This is a genomic window from Streptomyces sp. NPDC051582, from assembly GCF_040681715.1.
Lineage (GTDB): Bacteria > Actinomycetota > Actinomycetes > Streptomycetales > Streptomycetaceae > Streptomyces.
The window spans coordinates 76,295-94,521 of record NZ_JBFAZJ010000007.1 but is presented as its reverse complement, the minus strand read 5'-3'; the positions used below and the strand labels follow the sequence as shown (position 1 = coordinate 94,521).

Annotated in this window: 15 protein-coding genes; 6 read left to right on the top strand and 9 right to left on the bottom strand. The window is 72.4% G+C overall.

Annotated features, from left to right (window positions below):
* Positions 1 to 36 precede the first annotated feature (36 nt).
* Both AB0M92_RS12070 and AB0M92_RS12065 read left to right on the top strand, forming a co-directional pair.
* On the top strand, positions 37 to 1,179 hold the full coding sequence (locus tag AB0M92_RS12070) for an NUDIX hydrolase (protein ID WP_366102011.1): 1,143 nt from the start codon (positions 37 to 39) through the stop codon (positions 1,177 to 1,179).
* A 150-nt stretch (positions 1,180 to 1,329) separates the two neighbouring features.
* The gene (locus AB0M92_RS12065) at positions 1,330 to 2,847 is read left to right on the top strand and encodes an MFS transporter (protein WP_366102010.1); all 1,518 of its coding nucleotides are present in this window, start codon (positions 1,330 to 1,332) and stop codon (positions 2,845 to 2,847) included.
* Here the strand turns inward: AB0M92_RS12065 and AB0M92_RS12060 are convergent.
* The 4 genes from AB0M92_RS12060 to AB0M92_RS12045 are packed head-to-tail and all read right to left on the bottom strand — an operon-like array spanning position 2,836 to position 6,610.
* Entirely contained in the window at positions 2,836 to 3,732 is an 897-nt protein-coding gene (locus AB0M92_RS12060) for a hypothetical protein (protein ID WP_366102009.1), read from the bottom strand. The genes AB0M92_RS12065 and AB0M92_RS12060 overlap by 12 nt on opposite strands.
* Before the next feature lie 50 nt (positions 3,733 to 3,782).
* Positions 3,783 to 4,319, bottom strand: coding sequence for a cupin domain-containing protein (locus tag AB0M92_RS12055; protein WP_366102008.1), 537 nt, complete (start codon positions 4,317 to 4,319; stop codon positions 3,783 to 3,785).
* Positions 4,316 to 5,533, bottom strand: coding sequence for a cytochrome P450 (locus AB0M92_RS12050; protein ID WP_366102007.1), 1,218 nt, complete (start codon positions 5,531 to 5,533; stop codon positions 4,316 to 4,318). The genes AB0M92_RS12055 and AB0M92_RS12050 overlap by 4 nt, the downstream gene beginning before the upstream one ends.
* A gap of 27 nt (positions 5,534 to 5,560) precedes the next feature.
* Positions 5,561 to 6,610 carry a type III polyketide synthase gene (locus AB0M92_RS12045; protein WP_366102006.1) on the bottom strand — a complete coding sequence of 350 codons (1,050 nt, stop codon included), beginning with the start codon at positions 6,608 to 6,610 and terminating at the stop codon, positions 5,561 to 5,563.
* A gap of 204 nt (positions 6,611 to 6,814) precedes the next feature.
* Here AB0M92_RS12045 and AB0M92_RS12040 point away from each other — a divergent pair, with 204 nt between their 5' ends.
* Positions 6,815 to 8,089, top strand: coding sequence for a cytochrome P450 (locus AB0M92_RS12040; protein ID WP_366102005.1), 1,275 nt, complete (start codon positions 6,815 to 6,817; stop codon positions 8,087 to 8,089).
* On the top strand, positions 8,086 to 8,313 hold the full coding sequence (locus tag AB0M92_RS12035) for an acyl-CoA carboxylase epsilon subunit (protein ID WP_366102004.1): 228 nt from the start codon (positions 8,086 to 8,088) through the stop codon (positions 8,311 to 8,313). Before AB0M92_RS12040 ends, AB0M92_RS12035 begins: the two co-directional genes overlap by 4 nt.
* Positions 8,314 to 8,316: 3 nt before the next feature.
* Here AB0M92_RS12035 and AB0M92_RS12030 read toward each other — a convergent pair whose 3' ends face one another.
* Positions 8,317 to 10,098 (bottom strand): VanW family protein, encoded by a 1,782-nt coding sequence (locus AB0M92_RS12030; RefSeq protein ID WP_366102003.1) that lies wholly within the window; start codon positions 10,096 to 10,098, stop codon positions 8,317 to 8,319.
* A gap of 244 nt (positions 10,099 to 10,342) precedes the next feature.
* Between AB0M92_RS12030 and AB0M92_RS12025 the strand changes: the two genes are divergently transcribed.
* On the top strand, positions 10,343 to 11,092 hold the full coding sequence (locus AB0M92_RS12025; protein WP_366102002.1) for a hypothetical protein: 750 nt from the start codon (positions 10,343 to 10,345) through the stop codon (positions 11,090 to 11,092).
* Between the two features lie 62 nt (positions 11,093 to 11,154).
* Here AB0M92_RS12025 and AB0M92_RS12020 read toward each other — a convergent pair whose 3' ends face one another.
* The 4 genes from AB0M92_RS12020 to AB0M92_RS12005 all read right to left on the bottom strand — a co-directional run bounded on the left by AB0M92_RS12020 (position 11,155) and on the right by AB0M92_RS12005 (position 17,405).
* Complete coding sequence (locus tag AB0M92_RS12020; RefSeq protein WP_366102159.1) at positions 11,155 to 14,043, bottom strand: NHLP bacteriocin export ABC transporter permease/ATPase subunit; 2,889 nt, start codon at positions 14,041 to 14,043, stop codon at positions 11,155 to 11,157.
* 73 nt (positions 14,044 to 14,116) lie between these two features.
* Complete coding sequence (locus tag AB0M92_RS12015) at positions 14,117 to 16,312, bottom strand: NHLP family bacteriocin export ABC transporter peptidase/permease/ATPase subunit (protein ID WP_366102000.1); 2,196 nt, start codon at positions 16,310 to 16,312, stop codon at positions 14,117 to 14,119.
* The gene (locus tag AB0M92_RS12010; RefSeq protein WP_366101999.1) at positions 16,309 to 17,115 is read right to left on the bottom strand and encodes an HlyD family efflux transporter periplasmic adaptor subunit; all 807 of its coding nucleotides are present in this window, start codon (positions 17,113 to 17,115) and stop codon (positions 16,309 to 16,311) included. Before AB0M92_RS12010 ends, AB0M92_RS12015 begins: the two co-directional genes overlap by 4 nt.
* Positions 17,116 to 17,186: 71 nt before the next feature.
* Entirely contained in the window at positions 17,187 to 17,405 is a 219-nt protein-coding gene (locus AB0M92_RS12005) for a hypothetical protein (protein ID WP_366101998.1), read from the bottom strand.
* Positions 17,406 to 17,784: 379 nt separating this feature from the next.
* Here AB0M92_RS12005 and AB0M92_RS12000 point away from each other — a divergent pair, with 379 nt between their 5' ends.
* A complete protein-coding gene (locus tag AB0M92_RS12000) occupies positions 17,785 to 18,219 on the top strand; it encodes a VOC family protein (RefSeq protein ID WP_366101997.1) in 435 nt (144 codons plus the stop codon).
* The last annotated feature ends 8 nt before the right edge of the window (positions 18,220 to 18,227 follow it).

Below are 18,227 nucleotides of genomic sequence, written 5' to 3'. Positions count from 1 at the left end.
CCGTACGGTGGCACGACCAGACACCAGGAGCCCGCTGTGCCCGACCGCCCGGCCGACCGCCCCTCGGAGCGTCTCCCGGACCATCTCCCGGGGCACCCCTCCCCCGACGAGGTGCGCCTGTACTACGCCGCCCGGCCCTCCCCGCTCGTCGCCGCCACCGCGATCGTCCTGGACTCCGCCGGGCGCGTCCTCGTACTGGCGCCCTCGCACCGGGCGGACGCGGAACTCCCGGGCGCCGCCGTCGAGGACACGCAGACCCCGGAGGAGGCCCTGGCCCGCGGGCTGGAGGAGGAGCTGGGCCTGTCCGCGCCGATCGGCCGGCTGCTCGCCGTGGAATCCCGGCGGCCCGGCTCCCTCGGCCGCTCCCTCATCGCCCACGTCCACCTCGTGGGTCCCCTCCCGCCGAAGCGGGCCGGCGCCCTCTTTGCCGCGGGCGGGGAGGGCGCCGGAGCCCGGTGGCTCGCGCCGGAAGAGGCGTACGCGGTGCTGCCCGCCCGGCTCGTGCCCCGGCTGCGCGCCGGTCTGGCCGCCCTGTACGCCGGCTCCCTCGCGCACCTCGTCGACGGCGTGCCACAGCCCGGCTCCCCCGCCGGCCTGGACCCGGAGCGGCGTACGGCCCTGGAGCACGCCGGGTCCTTCGACGCCGCGAGCCACCGGGCCGCCCGCCCCAAGGCCATCACCGCGGCGAGCGTGGTGTTCACCGACTCCGCGGGCCGGATCCTGCTGGTGGAGCCCTCGTACGGCAACTCCGGGCGCTGGAACCTGCCGGGCGGCGGGATCGACAGCGACCTCGGCGAGACCCCGCGCGCCGCCGCCCGCCGGGAGGTGCGGGAGGAGCTCGGCCTCGACCTCGCCCCCGGCCGGCTGCTCGGCGTCAACTGGGCCCACAAGCCCGGCTACCCGGCCCGCATCCGCTTCCTCTACGACGGCGGGGTCCTGGACGCCGCCGCCCTGGCCCGGATCCGGCTCGCCCCCTTCGAGCTGCTGCGCTGGCGCGCGGTGACCGCCCCAGAGCTGCGCGCGCTGGTCAAGCCCTCCCTGCGCCGCCAGATCGAGGCCTGCCTGCGCGCCCGAGCCGAGGGCACGGGCCCGCTGGAGCTCCACGCCGGCCGCCCGGCCGGCGTCCCGCGCAAGAAGAAGGAGAAGGAGAAGGGCGGGAAGGCGAAGGGGAAACGGTAGGAGAAACGGACGCTGCACTGGTCCATCCGGACGGCGTCATGGCGTGGCGCGCGGGTGGAGGGGCGGTCTCACGCATCGTCGATGAAGACAGTCCACGCACACGCGTACGCCCTCTCGCCGGCGAGAACGCGCGGAACCCATGGAGCCCCCATGTCCGCTGAGCCGACCCGTCCCGGAACCAGCACCGCTTCCGCCGTCCCCGAGGCCGCGGCGCCCCCCGATCCGCGCCGCTGGTGGATCCTCGCCGTCATCGGCCTCGCCCAGCTCATGGTCGTCCTCGACGCGACCATCGTGAACATCGCCCTGCCTTCCGCCCAGGCCGGCCTCGGGTTCTCCGACGACCAGCGGCAGTGGGTGGTGACCGCGTACGCGATCACCTTCGGCAGCCTGCTGCTGCTCGGCGGGCGACTGGCCGACAAGTTCGGGCGCCGCCGGGCCTTCCTCATCGGACAGATCGGCTTCGCGGCGGCCTCCGCGCTCGGCGGCGCCGCGGCCACCTTCGGGGTGCTCGTCACGGCCCGCGCCCTGCAAGGGGTGTTCGCCGCGCTGCTGGCCCCGGCCGCGCTCTCCCTGCTGACCACGACGTTCGCGGCGCCCGCCGAACGGGCCAAGGCCTTCGGCATCTTCGGATCGCTCGCCGCGTCCGGGGGCGCCGTGGGACTGCTGCTGGGCGGTGTCCTCACCGAGCACCTGAGCTGGCGCTCGACGATGTACGTGAACCTGCTGTTCGCCGCCGCCGCCGTCACCGGCGGTGTGCTGTGGCTGAAGCGGCCCGCGCCCGCCGCTGCTCCCCGGCTGGACCTGCCGGGCACGGTCCTCGCCTCGGCCGGGCTCTTCTGCCTGGTCTACGGACTGGCCACGGCCGGCCCCCGCGGCTGGCAGTCCGTGCACACCCTGGGCTTCCTGGTCATGGCGGCGCTGCTGCTCGCCGGGTTCGTGTGGTGGCAGCGCCGCAGCGCGCACCCGCTGCTGCCGCTGCGGATCGTGCTCGACCGGGTCCGGGGCACCGCGCTGATCGCCGTGTTCATCACCGGGGTGGGGATGTTCGGGGTGTTCCTGTTCCTGACGTACTACCTGCAGCACGCCCGCGGCTACAGCCCGGCCAGGACCGGTCTGGCCTTCATGCCGATGTCCGGCTGCACGATGATCGGCGCGATCGGCAGCAACATGGGGCTGCTGGGCAAGATCGGCGGGCGCCCGCGCATCGTCACCGGCATGCTGCTGTCGGCCTGCGGCATGGCCTGGATGACGAACGTGACCGCGACCGGCCCGTACGTCGTGGACGTGCTGCCGGGCCAGGTGGCGACGGGGCTGGGCATGGGCCTGATCACGGCGGCCGCCATGAACCTCGGCACCGCCGGCATCGACCCGCGGGACGCGGGGGTGGGTTCGGCGACGGTCAACGCGATGCGACAGACGGGCGGCTCCGTCGGCACGGCGCTCATGAGCACCCTTGCCGCCGGAGCCGTCGCCCGCTCGCTGGCGGGCCGGCAGCCCACGCCCGAACTGATGGCGCGGGCTGCCCTGGAGGGTTACCACACGGTCTTCACGGCATCGGCGGCCATCTTCGCCGTCGGCGCGGTGCTGACCCTGTTCATGCTGCCCGGCGGCCTGTCCGTGGAGCGCCGGCACGGCGCTCCCGGAGGCCGCCGTCCGTCAGCGCGGTGAGTGGCCCGCGGACGCGGGCGCCGCCGGCTTGGCGGGTGTGGTGGACGTGGCCGGCTTGGCGGGGGCCGCCGGCCCCGCCTCGGAGTTCGCGCAGTTCGACAGCGAGCTGCGGACCCGGTCGCCGGTCGAGAAGTGCTTCACCCGGCAGGCATTGGTCCCGATGCCGCCGTCGACCTGGCCGTAGCCCGGTCCGATCGTCAGGACCGTGTCGTTCAGACCGCGGACCGTGTCGTTGCCCGGGCCGCCCTGGACGATGCCCGCGGACTCGGCGCCGACCGACTTGGGCTCGATCACGTCGTTCTCGCTGCCGCCGAGGACCCGGCCGCCGAGGTCGACGTTGCCGGTGCGGATCAGGTCGCTGCCGTCGTTGCCGAAGACCTGGCCGCCGCCGCGCTCGTAGTCTCCGGGCGCACCCATGACGCTGCCCGTGGTGATCTTGTCGTCGCCGTGGTCGCCGTAGACGCTGGCGCCGTGCTCCGCCGTGCCCACGACGAGCGCGGTGATGATGGTGTCGCTGCCCGCGCCGCCTCGCACCGAGGAGTTGCCGTACTTCGGGGCGAGGTTGTTGACCTGGAGGGTGTCGTCTCCCTCGCCGCCGAGCACCTGACCGTCGATCAGCATGCCCTTGACGCGGATGTTGTCGTTGCCGCCGGCGCCGTCGATGATGACGTTCTCGACGTCGTTCTCGCACAGGATCGTGTCGGCGCCCGCGGTGCCCCGCACGACCGACAGACCGGACTTCACCTCGACGCCGTTGAGGGTGCACCAGTAGGACGGCAGGGAGTGGGCTGCCTGTGCCGGGGCCGCGGCGAGCGAGGTACCGGCGGCGATCATGGTCGCGATGACGTACGTGGCGGTGCGAAGTTTGCGGCGCGTGCGCAGCATGGATTCTCCCGAGAATGGTGTGCGTTTGTGTGGGGGTCTTGCCGGGGTGGTCAGGACAGCTCGTGGCGCAACGGCGTGAGCTGTTCGATGTCGTAGCGCTTCCGGAGTGCGTGGACCGCGGCGGGATCCGGGGTGGCGCTCGTGTCGAGCAGTTCGAGGAGCTCCTCGAAGTACCGCTCGTGATCGGGGGGCGGGGAGGCCTGGAAGAACATCCGGGCCGGTTCGCCGGTGGGGTTCGCGAAGGCGTGCGGACAACCGGGCGGAACCACGATGACGGTTCCTGGCGTGGCACGGACGACTTGGCGTCCGTCGAGCGCCTCCCAGTGTCGCCAGTCGTCCCCGGAACGGACGCGAGGCTCGAAGGCCATGACGTCGAGTTCACCCTCCAGGACGTAGAAGAGCTCCTCGCTGCGGGTGTGCAGGTGCGCCCCCACGTCGAAGCCGGGCGGGACGACGACCTCGAAGCTGGAGGCCACCGTGGAGTGCTCCCCGGTGACCTTGAACGTGACCTGCTGGGCCTCGGTGTGCAGCTTGCGGCCGTGACCCGGTGGCACGAACAGCCCGTCGCGGGCGACGTGCGCGGTCATGACCAGGTCACGGGCAGACCTTCGGGCCCGCGGATGAGCGCCCCGGGCCGCCAGCGCAGTTCGTTCACGGGGACGCCGAAGCGCAGGTCCGCGAAGCGGTCCAGGAGGGCGTCCACCATCAGCTCGGATTCGAGGCGGGCGAGCATGTTCCCGGGGCAGAAGTGGGGTCCGTACCCGAAGGAGACGTGCGGGTTGGGGCTGCGCTCCAGGTCCAGCTCGTGGGGGTCGGGGAAGACCTCCGGGTCGCGGTTGGCCGCCAGGTAGGAGACGTAGATCGCCTCGCCCGCCCGGATGAGCTGGCCCGCCACGGTGACGTCCTCAAGGGCGATCCGGGAGAGGCCGACGGCGTTGCGGTGCGGGATGTAGCGCAGCAGTTCGTTGATGGCCGAGGGCCGCAGGGCGGGGTCGCTGCGCATCCGGTCCATCAGGTCCGGCCGGGTGAGCAGGATGTAGACCATGTTGCCCACGTTGTTGGTGACGGCCTCGCCCCCGATCTGGAGGAGCAGGGCGAGGCCGGTCGCCTCCTCGGCGGTGACCTCGCCCGCCTCGATGGCCTTCACCAGGAGCCCGATGACGCTGTCGCCGCCGGCGACCTCCCCGGTGCGCATGCGCCCGCCCAGGTAGGCGCACATGTCGTTCTTCGCCTGTTCGCTGCGTTCGGCGCCCTGGGCCGAGGAGAGGATCAGCGTGGTCCATTCGTGGACCCTGGGCCGGTCCTCCTCCGGTACGCCCATCAGCTCGCACACGACGGCGAGCGGGAAGGGTGCCAGCAGGCGTTCGGTCAGGTCGACGGGCGGGCCGTCGCGCAGGATCCCGTCGACGTAGCCGTCGAGCATCTCCTTCGCGCGGGTGCGCAGGCGCTCCACTCCGGGGGTGGTGAAGGCCGCGCCGACCGTGCGCCGCAGCCGGGTGTGGTCGGGCGGGTCCTCGAACCCGACCGCACCCGGTGCGGGGATGAAGTGCGGGGCCAGCCGGGTGACATCGTGTTCCACGACCAGCTTGCGGCTGAACCGGGGATCGTTGGCCACCATGCGCACGTCTTCGTACCCGCAGACGAGCCAGGCCCACCCGCTTCCGTTGGGCATGCGGATCCGGGTGATCGGACCCGCCTGCATCAGCTCGGCGAGGACGGGGTCGAAGTCGACCCCGTCCAGAGCCGGGGTGGGCCAGTGCGTGATGGGTGGCCTTGAGGTTGCGGGGCCGTCCTTCAGCATTCTTCGGATTCCTCCCTCACCCGGTCCTCATTCCGAGGTCCAGCTGCCCAGTGAGATCTCCGCGGTGATGCCCGGGCCGAATCCGGCCAACAGGCCCCGCGCGGCGTCGGCGGTGCCGTTCTCGTCGAACATGCGGCGCAGTGCGTCCAGGACGACGGCGCTTGCGATGTTGCCGTACTCGGTCAGTGTGGCCCGACTGAAGCGGAATGCCTCGGGTGCCACACCGAGGTACTTGCTGAGGTCGTCCAGGATGCGCGGTCCGCCGGCGTGGATGATGTAGAAATCCAGCGCGGCGGCGTCCCAGCCATGGAGCTTTGCCAGGTCCTTGAGGGACGGCGCGAGCGGTTCCATCGTCCCCGGGACCCGCCGGTCGAGCTTGAAGTGGAACCCGGTGGACTTGACGTCGTACATGATCCAGTCCTCCGTCTGGGGGATGATGTACGAGCTGTTGCGGTGCAGTTCCATGCCGGTTCCGCCCCGGCCGCGGACGACGGCCGCTCCCACTCCGTCGCCGAACAGGCCGTTGGAGAGCAGGTTGCCGACCTCCAGGTCGGCGGGCTGGTAGCACAGCGAGCAGAGCTCGCAGGACACGATCAGCGCGTTCGCCTCGGGGTAGGCGATGCAGAAGTCGTGGGCGCGGTTGACGGCGGCGCCGCCCGCCGCACAGCCCAGCTGGGCGATGGGCAGCTGCCGGGTGTCCGTCCGGAAGCCCAGCGCGTTGATCATCCAGGCGGTCAGCGAGGGCATCATGAAGCCCGTGCACGACACGTAGATGATCATGTCGATGTCCTTGGCCCGCAGCTGGGCGTCCTCCAGCGCCTGCCGCACCACCGCCGGGACCCGCCGCTTGGCCTCGGCCTCGTACACGGCGTTGCGCGATTCGAAACCGGGGTGCTTGAGCGTTTCCTCGATGGGCTGCACGATGTGCCGCTTCGCGACGCCGGTGTTGCGGATCAGACGCAGCGCCAGGTCGAGCTGCGGATGGTCCGCGTGTACGGACCGGCACAGATCAAGGGTCTGCTCCATCGTGATCACGTGCTCGGGCACGCACACCGTTGGCCTGCACAGAGTCGCCATGGGTGGCTCTCCTTTCGTGTCTGACACAGCCTCATCGACCTCCGCCGGATGCGCGCGCGGGACTACGGCGTTGGTGACATGAGCCAATCCGGTGACGCTGCGCCGATGAGGCAGCGGAGCGTGTGACGAGAGGGAAGGGATGGCCGTGCCGATTTCCCGCGGAATCGCGCCTCGGGGGGTGACATCCACGCAGGGAGATGAACCATGACGTCAGACCCGCAAACCGCCCTCAGGCCGGAGCCGGAGATGGACCCGGAGAGGGACGCCGGGGTGGACCCGGCCTCGGGCGAACCGGTGCACTGCTGGAACCTGGACGACTTCGAGGCGCTGGAATTCGACCCGTTCCTCCACGACCGCCTGCGGGACCAACGGGCCACCCGGATCCGGCTGCCGTTCGGCCAGGGCACCGCCTGGCTGATGGCGCGCTACGCCGACGTGAAGGCGGCGACCACGGACCCGCGCTTCAGCCGGTCGGAGCTGGTCGGCCGGACCATCACCGCCTCCTCCCCACATGCGATCGCCTCGCAGCAGGCGTCGATGAACTACGCCGACCCGCCGCGCCTGAACGACATGCGCCGCGTGGTCGCCCGGGCGTTCACCGGCAAGAGCATGCAGAAGCTGCGGCCGACCGTGCAGCACACGGCCGACGGGCTGCTGGACGAGATGGAGCGGCACGGCTCGCCGGCGGATCTCGTCGAGCACCTGCACGGCCCGTTCCCGCTGGCGGCAGTCGCCGACCTGCTGGGCATGCCGCAGGACATGCGCCAGGACATGACCTCCTGGGCGAACGTGATCATGACCCCCGGCCCGGCCCCCGACAAGAGCACCGACGCCCTCAAGACGGTGCGCGAATGCGTGGTCGCGCTGCTCGCCATGCGGCGGGTGAAGCAGAGCGACGACCTCGCCGGGGTCCTCGCCGGAGCCGCCGACGCCGGTGAGATCACCGAGCCGGAGGCCGTCTCCATCGCCACCGCGATCCTCGTGAGCGGTGCGCACGCCGTCCGCAACAACAGCGCGAACATGGTGTACGCCCTGCTCACCCATCCGGAGCACCACGAACGGCTGCGCCGGGAGCCGGAGATGATCCCCCAGGCGGTCGACGAGCTGCTGCGGTTCATCCCGCACCGCAGCGGGGTCGGTCTGCCGCGGATCGCCACCCGGGACGTGGACATCGCCGGGGTCACGATCAAGGCCGGGGACACGGTGTATTCCTCGTACCTCGCGGCCAACCGCGATCCCGAGGTCTTCCCGAACCCGGACGCGCTGGACTTCGATCGCGGGCCCATCGCCCACATGGCCTTCGGCAACGGGCCGCACCACTGCGTCGGCTCGATGCTGGCTCGTATGGAGTCCGAGATCATCATCACCACACTGATCGAACGTTATCCGCGCCTGGCCCTGGCCGTGCCGCCCGAGCAGCTCGAATGGCAGGCCGGGGCGCTGATCCGGGGGCCCAAGACCCTGCCGGTGACCTGGTGATACGCCGGCACCGGATCAAGGTGGTCCGGGGCGCCCCGGACCACATAGAACTGGCGGCCCTCACGGCCGCCCTGCTCATACTGGCGCGCACGGTCCCCGTGCCGTGCGCGCCCCACGCCCGCTCCTCCCGCCGCCACCGGGCCCACTGGGACCGGAACGTGACGTCGGTGGTGCACTGCCCCTCCCACTCCTGGCGGGCCCGCCCGCCCGCGGGTTTCGTCTAGCCGTCAGGCGCGGCCCGGCTGCGATGCGGCCGGGCCCGTCGGGGTCGCCGAGGGGCTCGGGGTCGCCGGGTTCTCGCAGGTGACCTCGTCGCGCGGGGTGTAGTGCGTACGGTAGGTCTCCCGCTTGACCTCCTGCCCGCCCTGGACGAAGACCCGGTCGACGGCCACGTCGAAGCCCTCCAGAGGGGTCTGGACCTCGCAGGTCGGCCCGGAGCCGGTGCGCTTGCCCGGCGGGGTGGTGTTCTCCCGCGGGCCCTGGGTCGCGCGTATCTCGTCGTACTTCTTCGTGCCGAGCAGGCTGATGGTCAACGAGGTGTCGGTGGACTCGGCCTTGACGTAGATCGCGTGGCCGGAGTCGTTCTTCCAGCGCAGGTCGAGGGTGCCCCAGGCCACGGTGGCCTCGCGGCCCTCCGGGTAGCGCTCGATGTAGAACGAGTGGGCCCCGTGCTCCACCGGATGGACGCCCGCGAAGAACATGGCGTTGTACATGGTCGTCGCGACCGCCGAGACTCCGCCGCCGGGGGACTTCACGTACTGGCCGTCGTTGATCATGATGCCGTCGACGAAGCCGTTCTCCTTGGTGCGCTCGCCGACCGTCTTGTTGAAGCTCCACGTCTCGCCGGGCATCACGACGGAGCCGTTGATCAGCTCCACCGCCCGCCCGATGTTGGTGGTGCGGTACGGCGCGGCCGGGAAATTGACCGTGAAGGAGGACATCTTCTCCTTGATGCCGAGGCGCGCGGCGTTCTCGGCGGTCAGCCGCGGGTGGACCGTCGTCACGGCGACCTCGCCGCTGCGGGCGGCGCCGGTACGCGTCAGCAGCGGGACCACGGCGTCGGCGAACGCCTTCTCGGTGACCTGCACCCCGGAGCGCCCGTCCCGGGCGACGACCGCACGCCCCGAGGCGTCGACGCTGAAGGTGGCCCCGCGGGAGGGGCTGGTGGCCGCGGCGATCTGCCGGGCGACCGCGGGCTCGGCCAGCAGCCCCTTGGCGTCCAGCTTCGGGACCAGACGGCCCTGCGCGTCGGGCTCGACCGACAGGTGCTCGCCCAGCACGGCGGGGGTGAGGGTGACGGTCTTCCCGGCCACCGAGAGGGTGACCGGACCGGACATCGCGGGCTCGGCGAACTCCTTCAGGGCCCGCGCGGTCTCCTGCTGCCCCACGGCGGGGACCTTCCGGTCCACGGGAAGGGCGACCGGGCCGGCCTGGGGGCGCAGGTAGGCGGCGCGTACGGTGTCGGCCGCCTGGCCTGCGCGTACGGCGACACCGGTGACGGGGGCGGTGACCTTGGCCGTGCCGTCCTCGAAGGTGATGTCCCCGTCGCGGGCCTGCCGGCCGGCGGTGGTGATCCGGCCGACCTCGGCGGTGCTGGTCGGGCCGTCCGTACGGATCACGGGCTCGACCTCCCGGTTCTCGGCCGGGGTGAGCAGGCGCCCGATGACGGTGAAGGGGTCGGATCCGGCCTGCGCGGCGCGGTCGACCGTGGCGGCGGTGTCCAGGGAGAGCCCGAAGGCGGCCGGGGCGGCCTTCTCGGTGCGATCGCCGATCCGCAGCTCGATCGGGGCGGCCGCGGCGGGGCCGAGCGCGTGGTCGAGCGCGGTCCTGGCCTCCGTGCGGCTCATGCCGCCGATGTCGACACCGCGGACGTGGGTGCCGTCGACGATGGCGTCGCCCGCCGCGGCCAGACCGGTGAGGTAGAGGCCTCCGAAGCCGAGGGCGACGGCTCCGCCGACCAGGGGCAGGGCCGTTCGCCGGTTGACCTTCAGGCGGTGTGCGCGTCGCATGTGTCTCGTCTCTCCCGGTGCCGGTGGCGCTGGTGGGTCGGTGTGGACCGGAAACCAGCATTCATCAATTCGGACCAAAAGGGTCGAAAATGTGCCTGTTCTCACGACGGGCGCCCAGGTGGAGTGGCGCCCGGGTCGGCTGACCGGAATCAAGGCCACTTGGTTCGGATTGGCCCTGTTGGGCCGTTCGGGGGATGCCACACGGTAAGACCTGTCGGTCTTTGGCTCCTCGAAAGGCTCACCGATGTCGCTCGCCCCCGCCCGCCCCGCGCGGCGCCTGCCCCGTCGGCTCCTGCAGCTCTACGTCGGGCTCGCGCTGTACGGCGCCAGCTCGGCCTTCCTGGTCCGCGCCGGGCTGGGGCTGGACCCGTGGGACGTCTTCCACCAGGGGCTCGCCGAGCGCACGGGGTGGAGCATCGGCACGGTCTCGGTGGCCGTCGGCGCGCTGGTCCTGCTGCTGTGGGTGCCGCTGCGGCAGCGGCCCGGGCTCGGGACCGTCTCCAACGTGTTCGCCGTCGGCCTGACCATGGACGCCACGCTCGCGGTGCTGGCGGACGTGCACGGCGCGCTCGCGCAGGCCGCCCTGCTGACGGCGGGCATCGTCCTCAACGGGGTCGCGACCGGGCTCTACATCGCCGCCCGCTTCGGACCCGGCCCGCGTGACGGCCTCATGACCGGACTGCACCGGCGGACCGGGCGCTCGCTGCGGCTGGTCCGCACCGGCATCGAGCTGACGGTCCTGGCGGCCGGAGTCCTGCTGGGCGGCACGGCGGGCGTGGGCACGGTGGCGTACGCCCTGGCCATCGGTCCGCTCTCCCAGCTCTTCCTCCGCGTCTTCGCCCTCCCGCCGCAGGCCGCGCCCCCGCCCGCGGCCGGGTCCGCGCCGGAGCGCGGGACGCGGGCGCAGGCCGCGGCGGCCTCGGCTTCGGCTTCGGCTTCGGCTTCGGCTTCGGCTTCGGCTTCGGCTTCGGCTTCGGCTTCGGCCCAAGGCTGACGGCAGCTCCACCCGGCGCCGCCCCGTCCGGCGCCGCGCCACCCCGGCCCGGCCCGGCCGCCTCATCCGACCTGGCGGCGGACCAGTTCGCGGAAGGGCCCCGTCGGGTCGGCGAGCAGGTCGGCGGGCCGGCCCTGCTGGACCATCCGGCCGTCCGCCATCACGATCACCCGGTCGGCGTCCATGACGGTGGACAGCCGGTGGGCGATCACGATGCGGGTGGCGCGCAGGGCGCGGGTCGACTCGATGACCACGCGCTGCGCCTCGTTGTCGAGCGCGCTGGTGGCTTCGTCCAGGAAGAGGACGCGCGGCTTGCCGATGAGGGCCTGGGCGATCATCAGCCGCTGGCGCTGGCCGCCCGAGACGGTCCCCCCGCCGTCGGACAGGACGGTGTGCAGGCCCATCGGCATGGCCTCGATGTCCTCGGCGAGCCCCGCCAGCGCGGCGGCCTCCGCCGCCTCTTCGAGGGAGTGGCTGCCGGAGCCGCGGATGCAGTCGAGGAGCGACCCGGAGAACGGCTGGGCGTTCTGGAGGACGACACCGCACTGGCGGCGTACGGCCGCCTGGTCGAGCCCGGCCAGGTCCTGTCCGTCGTACAGGACGCTGCCGGAGGCCGGCCGGTCGAAGCCGATGAGCATGCGCAGCAGCGTCGACTTGCCGCAGCCGCTGGCCCCGACGACCGCCACGAACTCCCCCGGCCGCACCGCGAACGACACGTCGTCCAGGACGAGCGGCCCGTCGTCGGCGTACCGGTACGAGAGGTTGCGCACCTCGACGGCCCCGCCGAGCTCGCCCGGCCGGATGCCGGCGGTCCGTACCTCCGGGCTCGCCTGGAGGATCGGCTTGACCTGTTCGTACATCGGCTGCACGGCGGCGGCCGACAGGAGCGCGCCGGTCAGCTGCGTGGCGGAGGCCAGCATCATCGTCACGGCGGTGCTGAACGTGAGGAACTCGGCCGCGGACATGGAGCCGCGGGCCGGCCCGGCGAGCAGCATGAACATCGCGAGCGTGCAGAGCGGCAGGTAGACCGCGTTGAGGACGGTGAGGACGTTCTTGATCCGGCCGATGCGCTGCTGCAGTTCGCGGGTACGGGCGAACTCCCGCGCCCAGGCGGCGTACGCGAAGCTCTCGGCGGCGGCCACGCGCAGTTTGGGCAGTCCGCGCAGGGTCTGGAACGCCTGGTTGTCCAGCTTGTTGCCGAGCCGGAGCAGCTGCCGCTGGTAGCGGAGCTGCCAGAGCCCGAGACCCAGGAAGACGGCGGCGACGCCCGTCAGCATGGCGAGCGCCGCCAGTGCCAGCGGCACGCTGTAGACGAGCAGCAGTACGAGGTTCATCGCGCCGACGGTGCCGGCCTGGAGGGACACCGAGACGATGCCGGACAGCACGCTGCGGATGGAGCTGATGCCCATGGCCGCGGCGGCGAGTTCCCCGGTGGAGCGGCCTGCGAAGAAGGTCACGGGCAGCCGCAGCAGCCGGTCCCACACGGCCGGTTGCAAGGTGGCCTCGATGCGGCCCTCCATCCGCAGCACGGAGACGTTCTGGAGCAGCATGAAGGCGGCCGAGACCACCGCGGCCGCGATGAGCGCCAGCGCGGTCTGGGCGATGAGGCCGTCCTCACCCCGCGGTACGTACGTGCCGAGCACCCGGCCGGTGGCCACCGGGACGAGCGCGCCGAGCCCGACGGCCCCGAGTCCGCCGAGGACCAGGCTGCGCAGGTCCTGGCCGCTGCCGCGCACGCTGAAGCGCAGCAGGTGCGCCAGGCCCGGCTTCCGGTCGGGCAGGGGGCGGTAGAACATGACGGCGTGCGGGGCGAAGGCGGCCGCGTCGCGCCGGCGGACGGGCGCGCGGGCGCCGGTGAGGGGGTCGACGGCCTCGTACCGGCCGCGGCGCCACAGCAGGGCGACGGGGGCCCCGTCGTCCGCGCGCCGGCCGACCAGCGGGCCGCCGTACTCCCGCCACCAGCGGCCGGCCAGCTTGACCGGCCGGGTGCGGATGCGGGAGGCGAGGGCGATGCGTTCGACCGGGTCCGTGCGCCCGGAGTCGCCCGCGGCGCCGGTGGGTTCGGTCAGGGCGATGCCGGCTTCGGCGGCCACGAGGCGGCACGCGGCGAAGGTCGCGTCGTCGCCCGCTGCGCGGCTCGCTCCCCCGCGGGATCGGCCGATGGAGGCGAGCAGGGCGCGGTCCGCCTGGCTGCGGGCGGCCTCGCCGGCCTCGATCCCGGCGGCGGTGCGGTCCGCGTGGGCGCGCTCGTCCTGTTCGATGCGGCGGTCCAGTGCGGACAGCAGCCGGTACTGCCGGTCGACCATGCCCTGCCACACGGCCTCGTCGACGAGGAGCGTGCCGGCGGTGGCCGCGCCGTCGTGGGACTCGTACACGGCGCCGTACTGCACGCTCCCCGGCGGGATCTGCATCCACGGGATGTCCTCGTCGGCCCCGCCCCGGCCGGCGGTGTCCGGGGCGCCGTCCAGCGGTGCTTGGTACAGCACGCGAAGGCCCCGGCCGATGCCGCGGGCGAAGGCGTCCTCCAGGGGGCTGGCCGCGGGCTGCCACGGCTCGGTGTGCATGCCGTGGCCGCCGTGCTCCCCGTGCCCGGCGTACCCGTACTCCGCGGGCCCGGCGTACCCGTACTCCGCGGGCCCGCCCCAGGATCCGGCGGGCGCGGGCCGGTGCAGCTCGTGCAGTTCGATGCGGCGCAGTGCGCAGCCTTGCAGCGGGCGCCCGGTCAGCGTGTGCGCGGGCCCGTCGACCGGGCCCAGGAGCAGCGCGCCGGACTCCAGCCGGCCGAGGAAGTGCCAGTGGCCCTCCTGGGCGGCGTCGACGGCGAACACGTCCAGCTCGCCCCGGACGACGAGCCACAGGACGAGCGGACCCTCCAGGAAGATGCTGCGCAGGCCCGCGCAGTCGACGTCCGAGCCCAGAGCGCCGAGGGCCGCGACGACCGGATCCGCCACGGCGCCGGTCTGATGGACCTGCCGGGAGTGGCTGGTCTGGTGGGTCTGGTGGGTCTGGTGCGGGGTCGCCACGTCAGTGCTCCTTGACCAGTGCGGCGTACGCGCCCCGCGCGGCGAGCAGTTGCTCGTGCCGTCCGCGCTCCACGACCGTGCCCCGGTCGAGTACGACGATCTCGTCGCTCTCCCGTACGGTGCTCAGCCGGTGGGCGATCACCACGCAGGCGCAGCCGCGGCGCCGCAGGTTGTCGATGACGATCTGCTCGGTCGCCGCGTCCAGGGCGCTGGTCACCTCGTCCAGGATCATGACGCTGGGGCGGCGCACCAGGGCGCGGGCGATCTCCAGGCGCTGGCGCTGGCCGCCGGAGAAGTTGCGCCCGTCCTGCTCGACGCGGCTGTGGATGCCGCCGGCCCGCCGTGCGACCACCTCGTACACTGCGGCGTCCCGGAGGGCGGCGACGACGGCCTCGTCCGGGATGGAGGGGTCCCAGAGGGCGACGTTGTCGCGGACGGTGCCCTCGAAGAGGAAGACGTCCTGGTCCACGAACGACACGGAGGCGGCCAGCGCGCCGCGCGGGATGTCCTCCAGCCGCATCCCGTCGATGCGGATGGCGCCCTCCCACGGGGTGTGGAGGCCGGAGATCAGCCGGGAGACGGTGGACTTGCCGCTGCCCGAGCCGCCGACGAGGGCCACCTGCTGCCCGGGGCCGACGGCGAGCGAGACGTTCTTCAGCAGTGGCGCGTCCAGCGGGCTGTAGCCGAAGGTGATGCCGTCCAGCTCCACGTGCCCCTTCAGGCGGCGGGTGCCGGAGAGCTGCTCGCGGCGCAGGTAGAGGGGGTCGACGGGAAAGTTCTCCACGTCCTTCAACCGGGCCACGTCCGCCGCGAAGTCCTGGATCCGGCCCGCCACTCCGCCCAGGCGGGTGATCGGCGCGGTGAAGCTGGTCACGAGGGCCTGGAAGGCGACGAGCAGGCCGACCGACAGGTGCCCCTCCACCGCGCGCGAGCCCCCGATCATGAGGATCAGCGCGCTGTTGAGCGCGGCGAGCGTGGGCGCGACGACGGCCAGCCAGGCGCTGGGGACCCCGAGCCGCTGCTGCACGTCGAGCGTGACGGCGTGCTGGCCGGCCCAGCGGCGGAAGAAGGTGTCCTCCCCGCCGGTGGCCTTCATCGTCTCGATCAGCTGCAGACCGCTGTACGAGGTGTTGGTGAGCCGGGCGCTCTCGGCGCGCAGCTTCTGGGTGCCGGTGGCCCTCAGCCGCATCACGATCCGCAGGGCCACCAGGTTGAGCAGGGCGATGAGCACCCCGACGACGGTGAGTTGCGGATCGTAGGTCCACAGCAGGACGGCGTAGAGCACGACCACCACGGCGTCCACGCCCGCGGCGGCCAGGTCGCGGGCGAGGGTCTCGGCGACCGCGTCGTTGGACCGCAGGCGCTGGACGAGGTCGGCCGGGTTGCGCTGGGTGAAGAAGGCGACGGGGAGCCGCAGGAGGTGGCGCAGGAAGCGGGCGCTGCCGAGCGTCGAGGAGATGATGCGGCCGCGCAGCAGATTGGCCTGCTGGAGCCAGGTGAGCACGGCCGTGAGGACGAGGGCCGCCCCCATCGCCGCGAACAGCACGCCGAGCAGCGAGGTCTGCTCGCCGATGAGGAACGTGTCGATGTACGTACGGCTCAGTGCGGGCACCGTCGCGCCGACGGCCACCAGCAGGAGGCTGGAGAGCACGGCGGCGAGCATGGTGCCCGAAGTGCCGCGCAGGCGGGCCGGCATGGCGCTCATGACCCCTTGCCGGCGGCCGGTGCGGCGAAAGCGCGGGCCGGGTTCGAAGACGAGCGCGATGCCGGTGAAGGCGGTGTCGAACTCCTCCATGGGAACGAACCGGCGGCCCTTGGCCGGGTCGTTGACGTGGGCGCCGCGGCGGCCGAGGCGCCGGCCCGTGCCCTCGTAGACGACGTAGTGGTTGAACTCCCAGAAGAGGATGGCCGGCGGGCTCACCCGGGCGAGCGCGCCGAGGTCCATCTGCATGCCCTTGGCGGTCAGCCCGTAACCGCGGGCGGCCTTGAGCAGGTTCCCGGCCCGGGAGCCGTCGCGGGACACCCCGCAGGCGATGCGCAGCTCTTCGAGGGGGACGAAGCGGCCGTGGTGGCCGAGCACCATGGCCAGCGCGGCGGCCCCGCACTCCACCGCCTCCATCTGGAGCACGGTGGGGGTGCGTACGGGACGGGGCGTGCGGCGCGGCGCGCGCTGGCGCCCGCGGGAGGAGAGGGTCACGGGAGCAGCCAATCGACGGGACGCTGTGCCGGGAGGTGGACGGCTCCGTCGACCGGCGTCGTGGAGTCGAGCGGGTACGGGGGTCCGCCCGCGGTGGACCAGCGGTAGCCGGAGACGGTCGCGGAGGAGCCTTCGAGCTGCACGAGCACCGCGATCGGATTGCCCTGGCGGGCGAACTGCGCCGCGAGGCGGGCGTCGCCGAGGAAGCCGGCGATCTGCGCCTGCGTCTGGGGCGCGCGCCCCACGTCCTTGACCCGCCCGCGCAGTACGCCGAACCGCTGCCGGGGGACGGACTGCACGTCCAGGTCGACCAGGGCCCCGACGCGGATGTCCGCGCCACCGGCACCTGACACGTACAGCACGGCCACCAGCGGCTCGTCGGCGCTCTTGACCCGCTCCAGGACGGCGAGGTCCGCACCCGTCGCCACGACGGCGCCCGTCTTGGCGACCAGGCTCGTCACCCGCCCGCCGGCGACGGCGCGCACGGTCCGTTCGCCCTGCTCGGTGGCGACTTGGAACAGCGGCGCACCGGGCGCGAGCAGCCGTCCCTCTTGGGAGAGCACGGCGGTGACCTGTCCGGAGTACGGGCTCTGGAGCAGATAGCTGCCTTGGGCGCGCGTGAGAATTCCGGACGCGCTCGCCTTGGCGGAAACGGACCCGCTGAACACCCAGACACCGAGGACGGCCATGACGAGGACGCTCACGCCGAGCGCGAATTTCCCCTGGGGCCGGGCGAAGCGCACGGGAAGATCGAGCTCGTCGCCCGAATTCAGTTTGGAGAGCGCCTTTCGACGGAACTGCACGAACTCCCCTTCACACACGGCGAACCCCGGAACGAATGACGCCCCGGGGTCCACTCACACGGACATCCGACTCAGAGGCCGGCGACACCGGCGCGCACGCCGACGATGCCCTCGACCGTGCCGGGCAGGGCCTGCACGCCCTGGACCGTGTGGAGCGAGGTGACCGTGTTCACCACGTGGAAGACGTCGCCGGTCACGGCGCCGAGAAGCCCACCGGAAATGCTGACACCGCCGGAAACCGCGTCCAGTTCGTCGTCGGCGATCTCACGGGTCTCGATGTCGTTACGCATGATGTGCGCACCCTTTCAGTCGTCTGAATCAATTCGCGAATGACGCCGCCTCACCGCCGGCGCCGGACAGATGAAAGCACGCGAACGAGCAGTGGAGCCAACCGCGTTGACATCCCGATTGAGGCGGCATCACGTCGTACGACACGAACTCTCCGATCAATTCGGCGGATCGCCACACCTCCTCCACAAGATCGAGTAACACATGGGGACGGCCCGAGACCCCGACTCCGCACAACCACCCAAAACGGACCGAACTTCCGCCGGGGATGTAACAGGACGCACCCCCTCCACTTTCACCGGGTGAAGATTCCGGGGAGCGACACCACGTGACGTCCCGGGCACGTTCCGTGCAGGCGAACGCCCTTGCTGAGGTGCGCCGATGTCATCGATCAGGCAGGTCCAAATCACCTTCGACTGCGCGGAACCCGAGCGCGTCGCCCGCTTCTGGTGCGAGGTGTTGGGGTACGTCGTACCGCCGCCGCCCGCGGGGTTCGCCACCTGGGACGACTTCAACCGTTCCCAGTCCCCGCAGGACCGGGGCTCCTGGTTCGCCTGCGGTGATCCCTCGGGGGTGGGTCCTCGGCTGTACTTCCAGCGCGTTCCCGAGGGCAAGGTCGCCAAGAACCGGGTGCACCTCGACATACGGGCCGGCACCGGGCTGATGGGGGCCGAGCGCCTGGCCACGCTCCGGGCCGAGTGCGCCCGGCTGGTCGCGCTCGGCGCGGTGTGCGTGCAGGTGCTGACCGCCGACGAGGAGAACGAGTCGTGCATCGTGATGCAGGACGTCGAGGGCAACGAGTTCTGCCTCGACTGACGGCTCGC

Coding starts and splice junctions, on each gene's coding strand:
- AB0M92_RS12065 (WP_366102010.1), top strand. CDS start 1,330: ATGTCCGCTGAGCCGACCCGTCCCGGAACCAGCACCGCTTCCGCCGTC.
- AB0M92_RS12060 (WP_366102009.1), bottom strand. CDS start 3,732: ATGCTGCGCACGCGCCGCAAACTTCGCACCGCCACGTACGTCATCGCG.
- AB0M92_RS12055 (WP_366102008.1), bottom strand. CDS start 4,319: ATGACCGCGCACGTCGCCCGCGACGGGCTGTTCGTGCCACCGGGTCAC.
- AB0M92_RS12050 (WP_366102007.1), bottom strand. CDS start 5,533: ATGCTGAAGGACGGCCCCGCAACCTCAAGGCCACCCATCACGCACTGG.
- AB0M92_RS12045 (WP_366102006.1), bottom strand. CDS start 6,610: ATGGCGACTCTGTGCAGGCCAACGGTGTGCGTGCCCGAGCACGTGATC.
- AB0M92_RS12040 (WP_366102005.1), top strand. CDS start 6,815: ATGACGTCAGACCCGCAAACCGCCCTCAGGCCGGAGCCGGAGATGGAC.
- AB0M92_RS12030 (WP_366102003.1), bottom strand. CDS start 10,098: ATGCGACGCGCACACCGCCTGAAGGTCAACCGGCGAACGGCCCTGCCC.
- AB0M92_RS12025 (WP_366102002.1), top strand. CDS start 10,343: ATGTCGCTCGCCCCCGCCCGCCCCGCGCGGCGCCTGCCCCGTCGGCTC.
- AB0M92_RS12005 (WP_366101998.1), bottom strand. CDS start 17,405: ATGCGTAACGACATCGAGACCCGTGAGATCGCCGACGACGAACTGGAC.
- AB0M92_RS12000 (WP_366101997.1), top strand. CDS start 17,785: ATGTCATCGATCAGGCAGGTCCAAATCACCTTCGACTGCGCGGAACCC.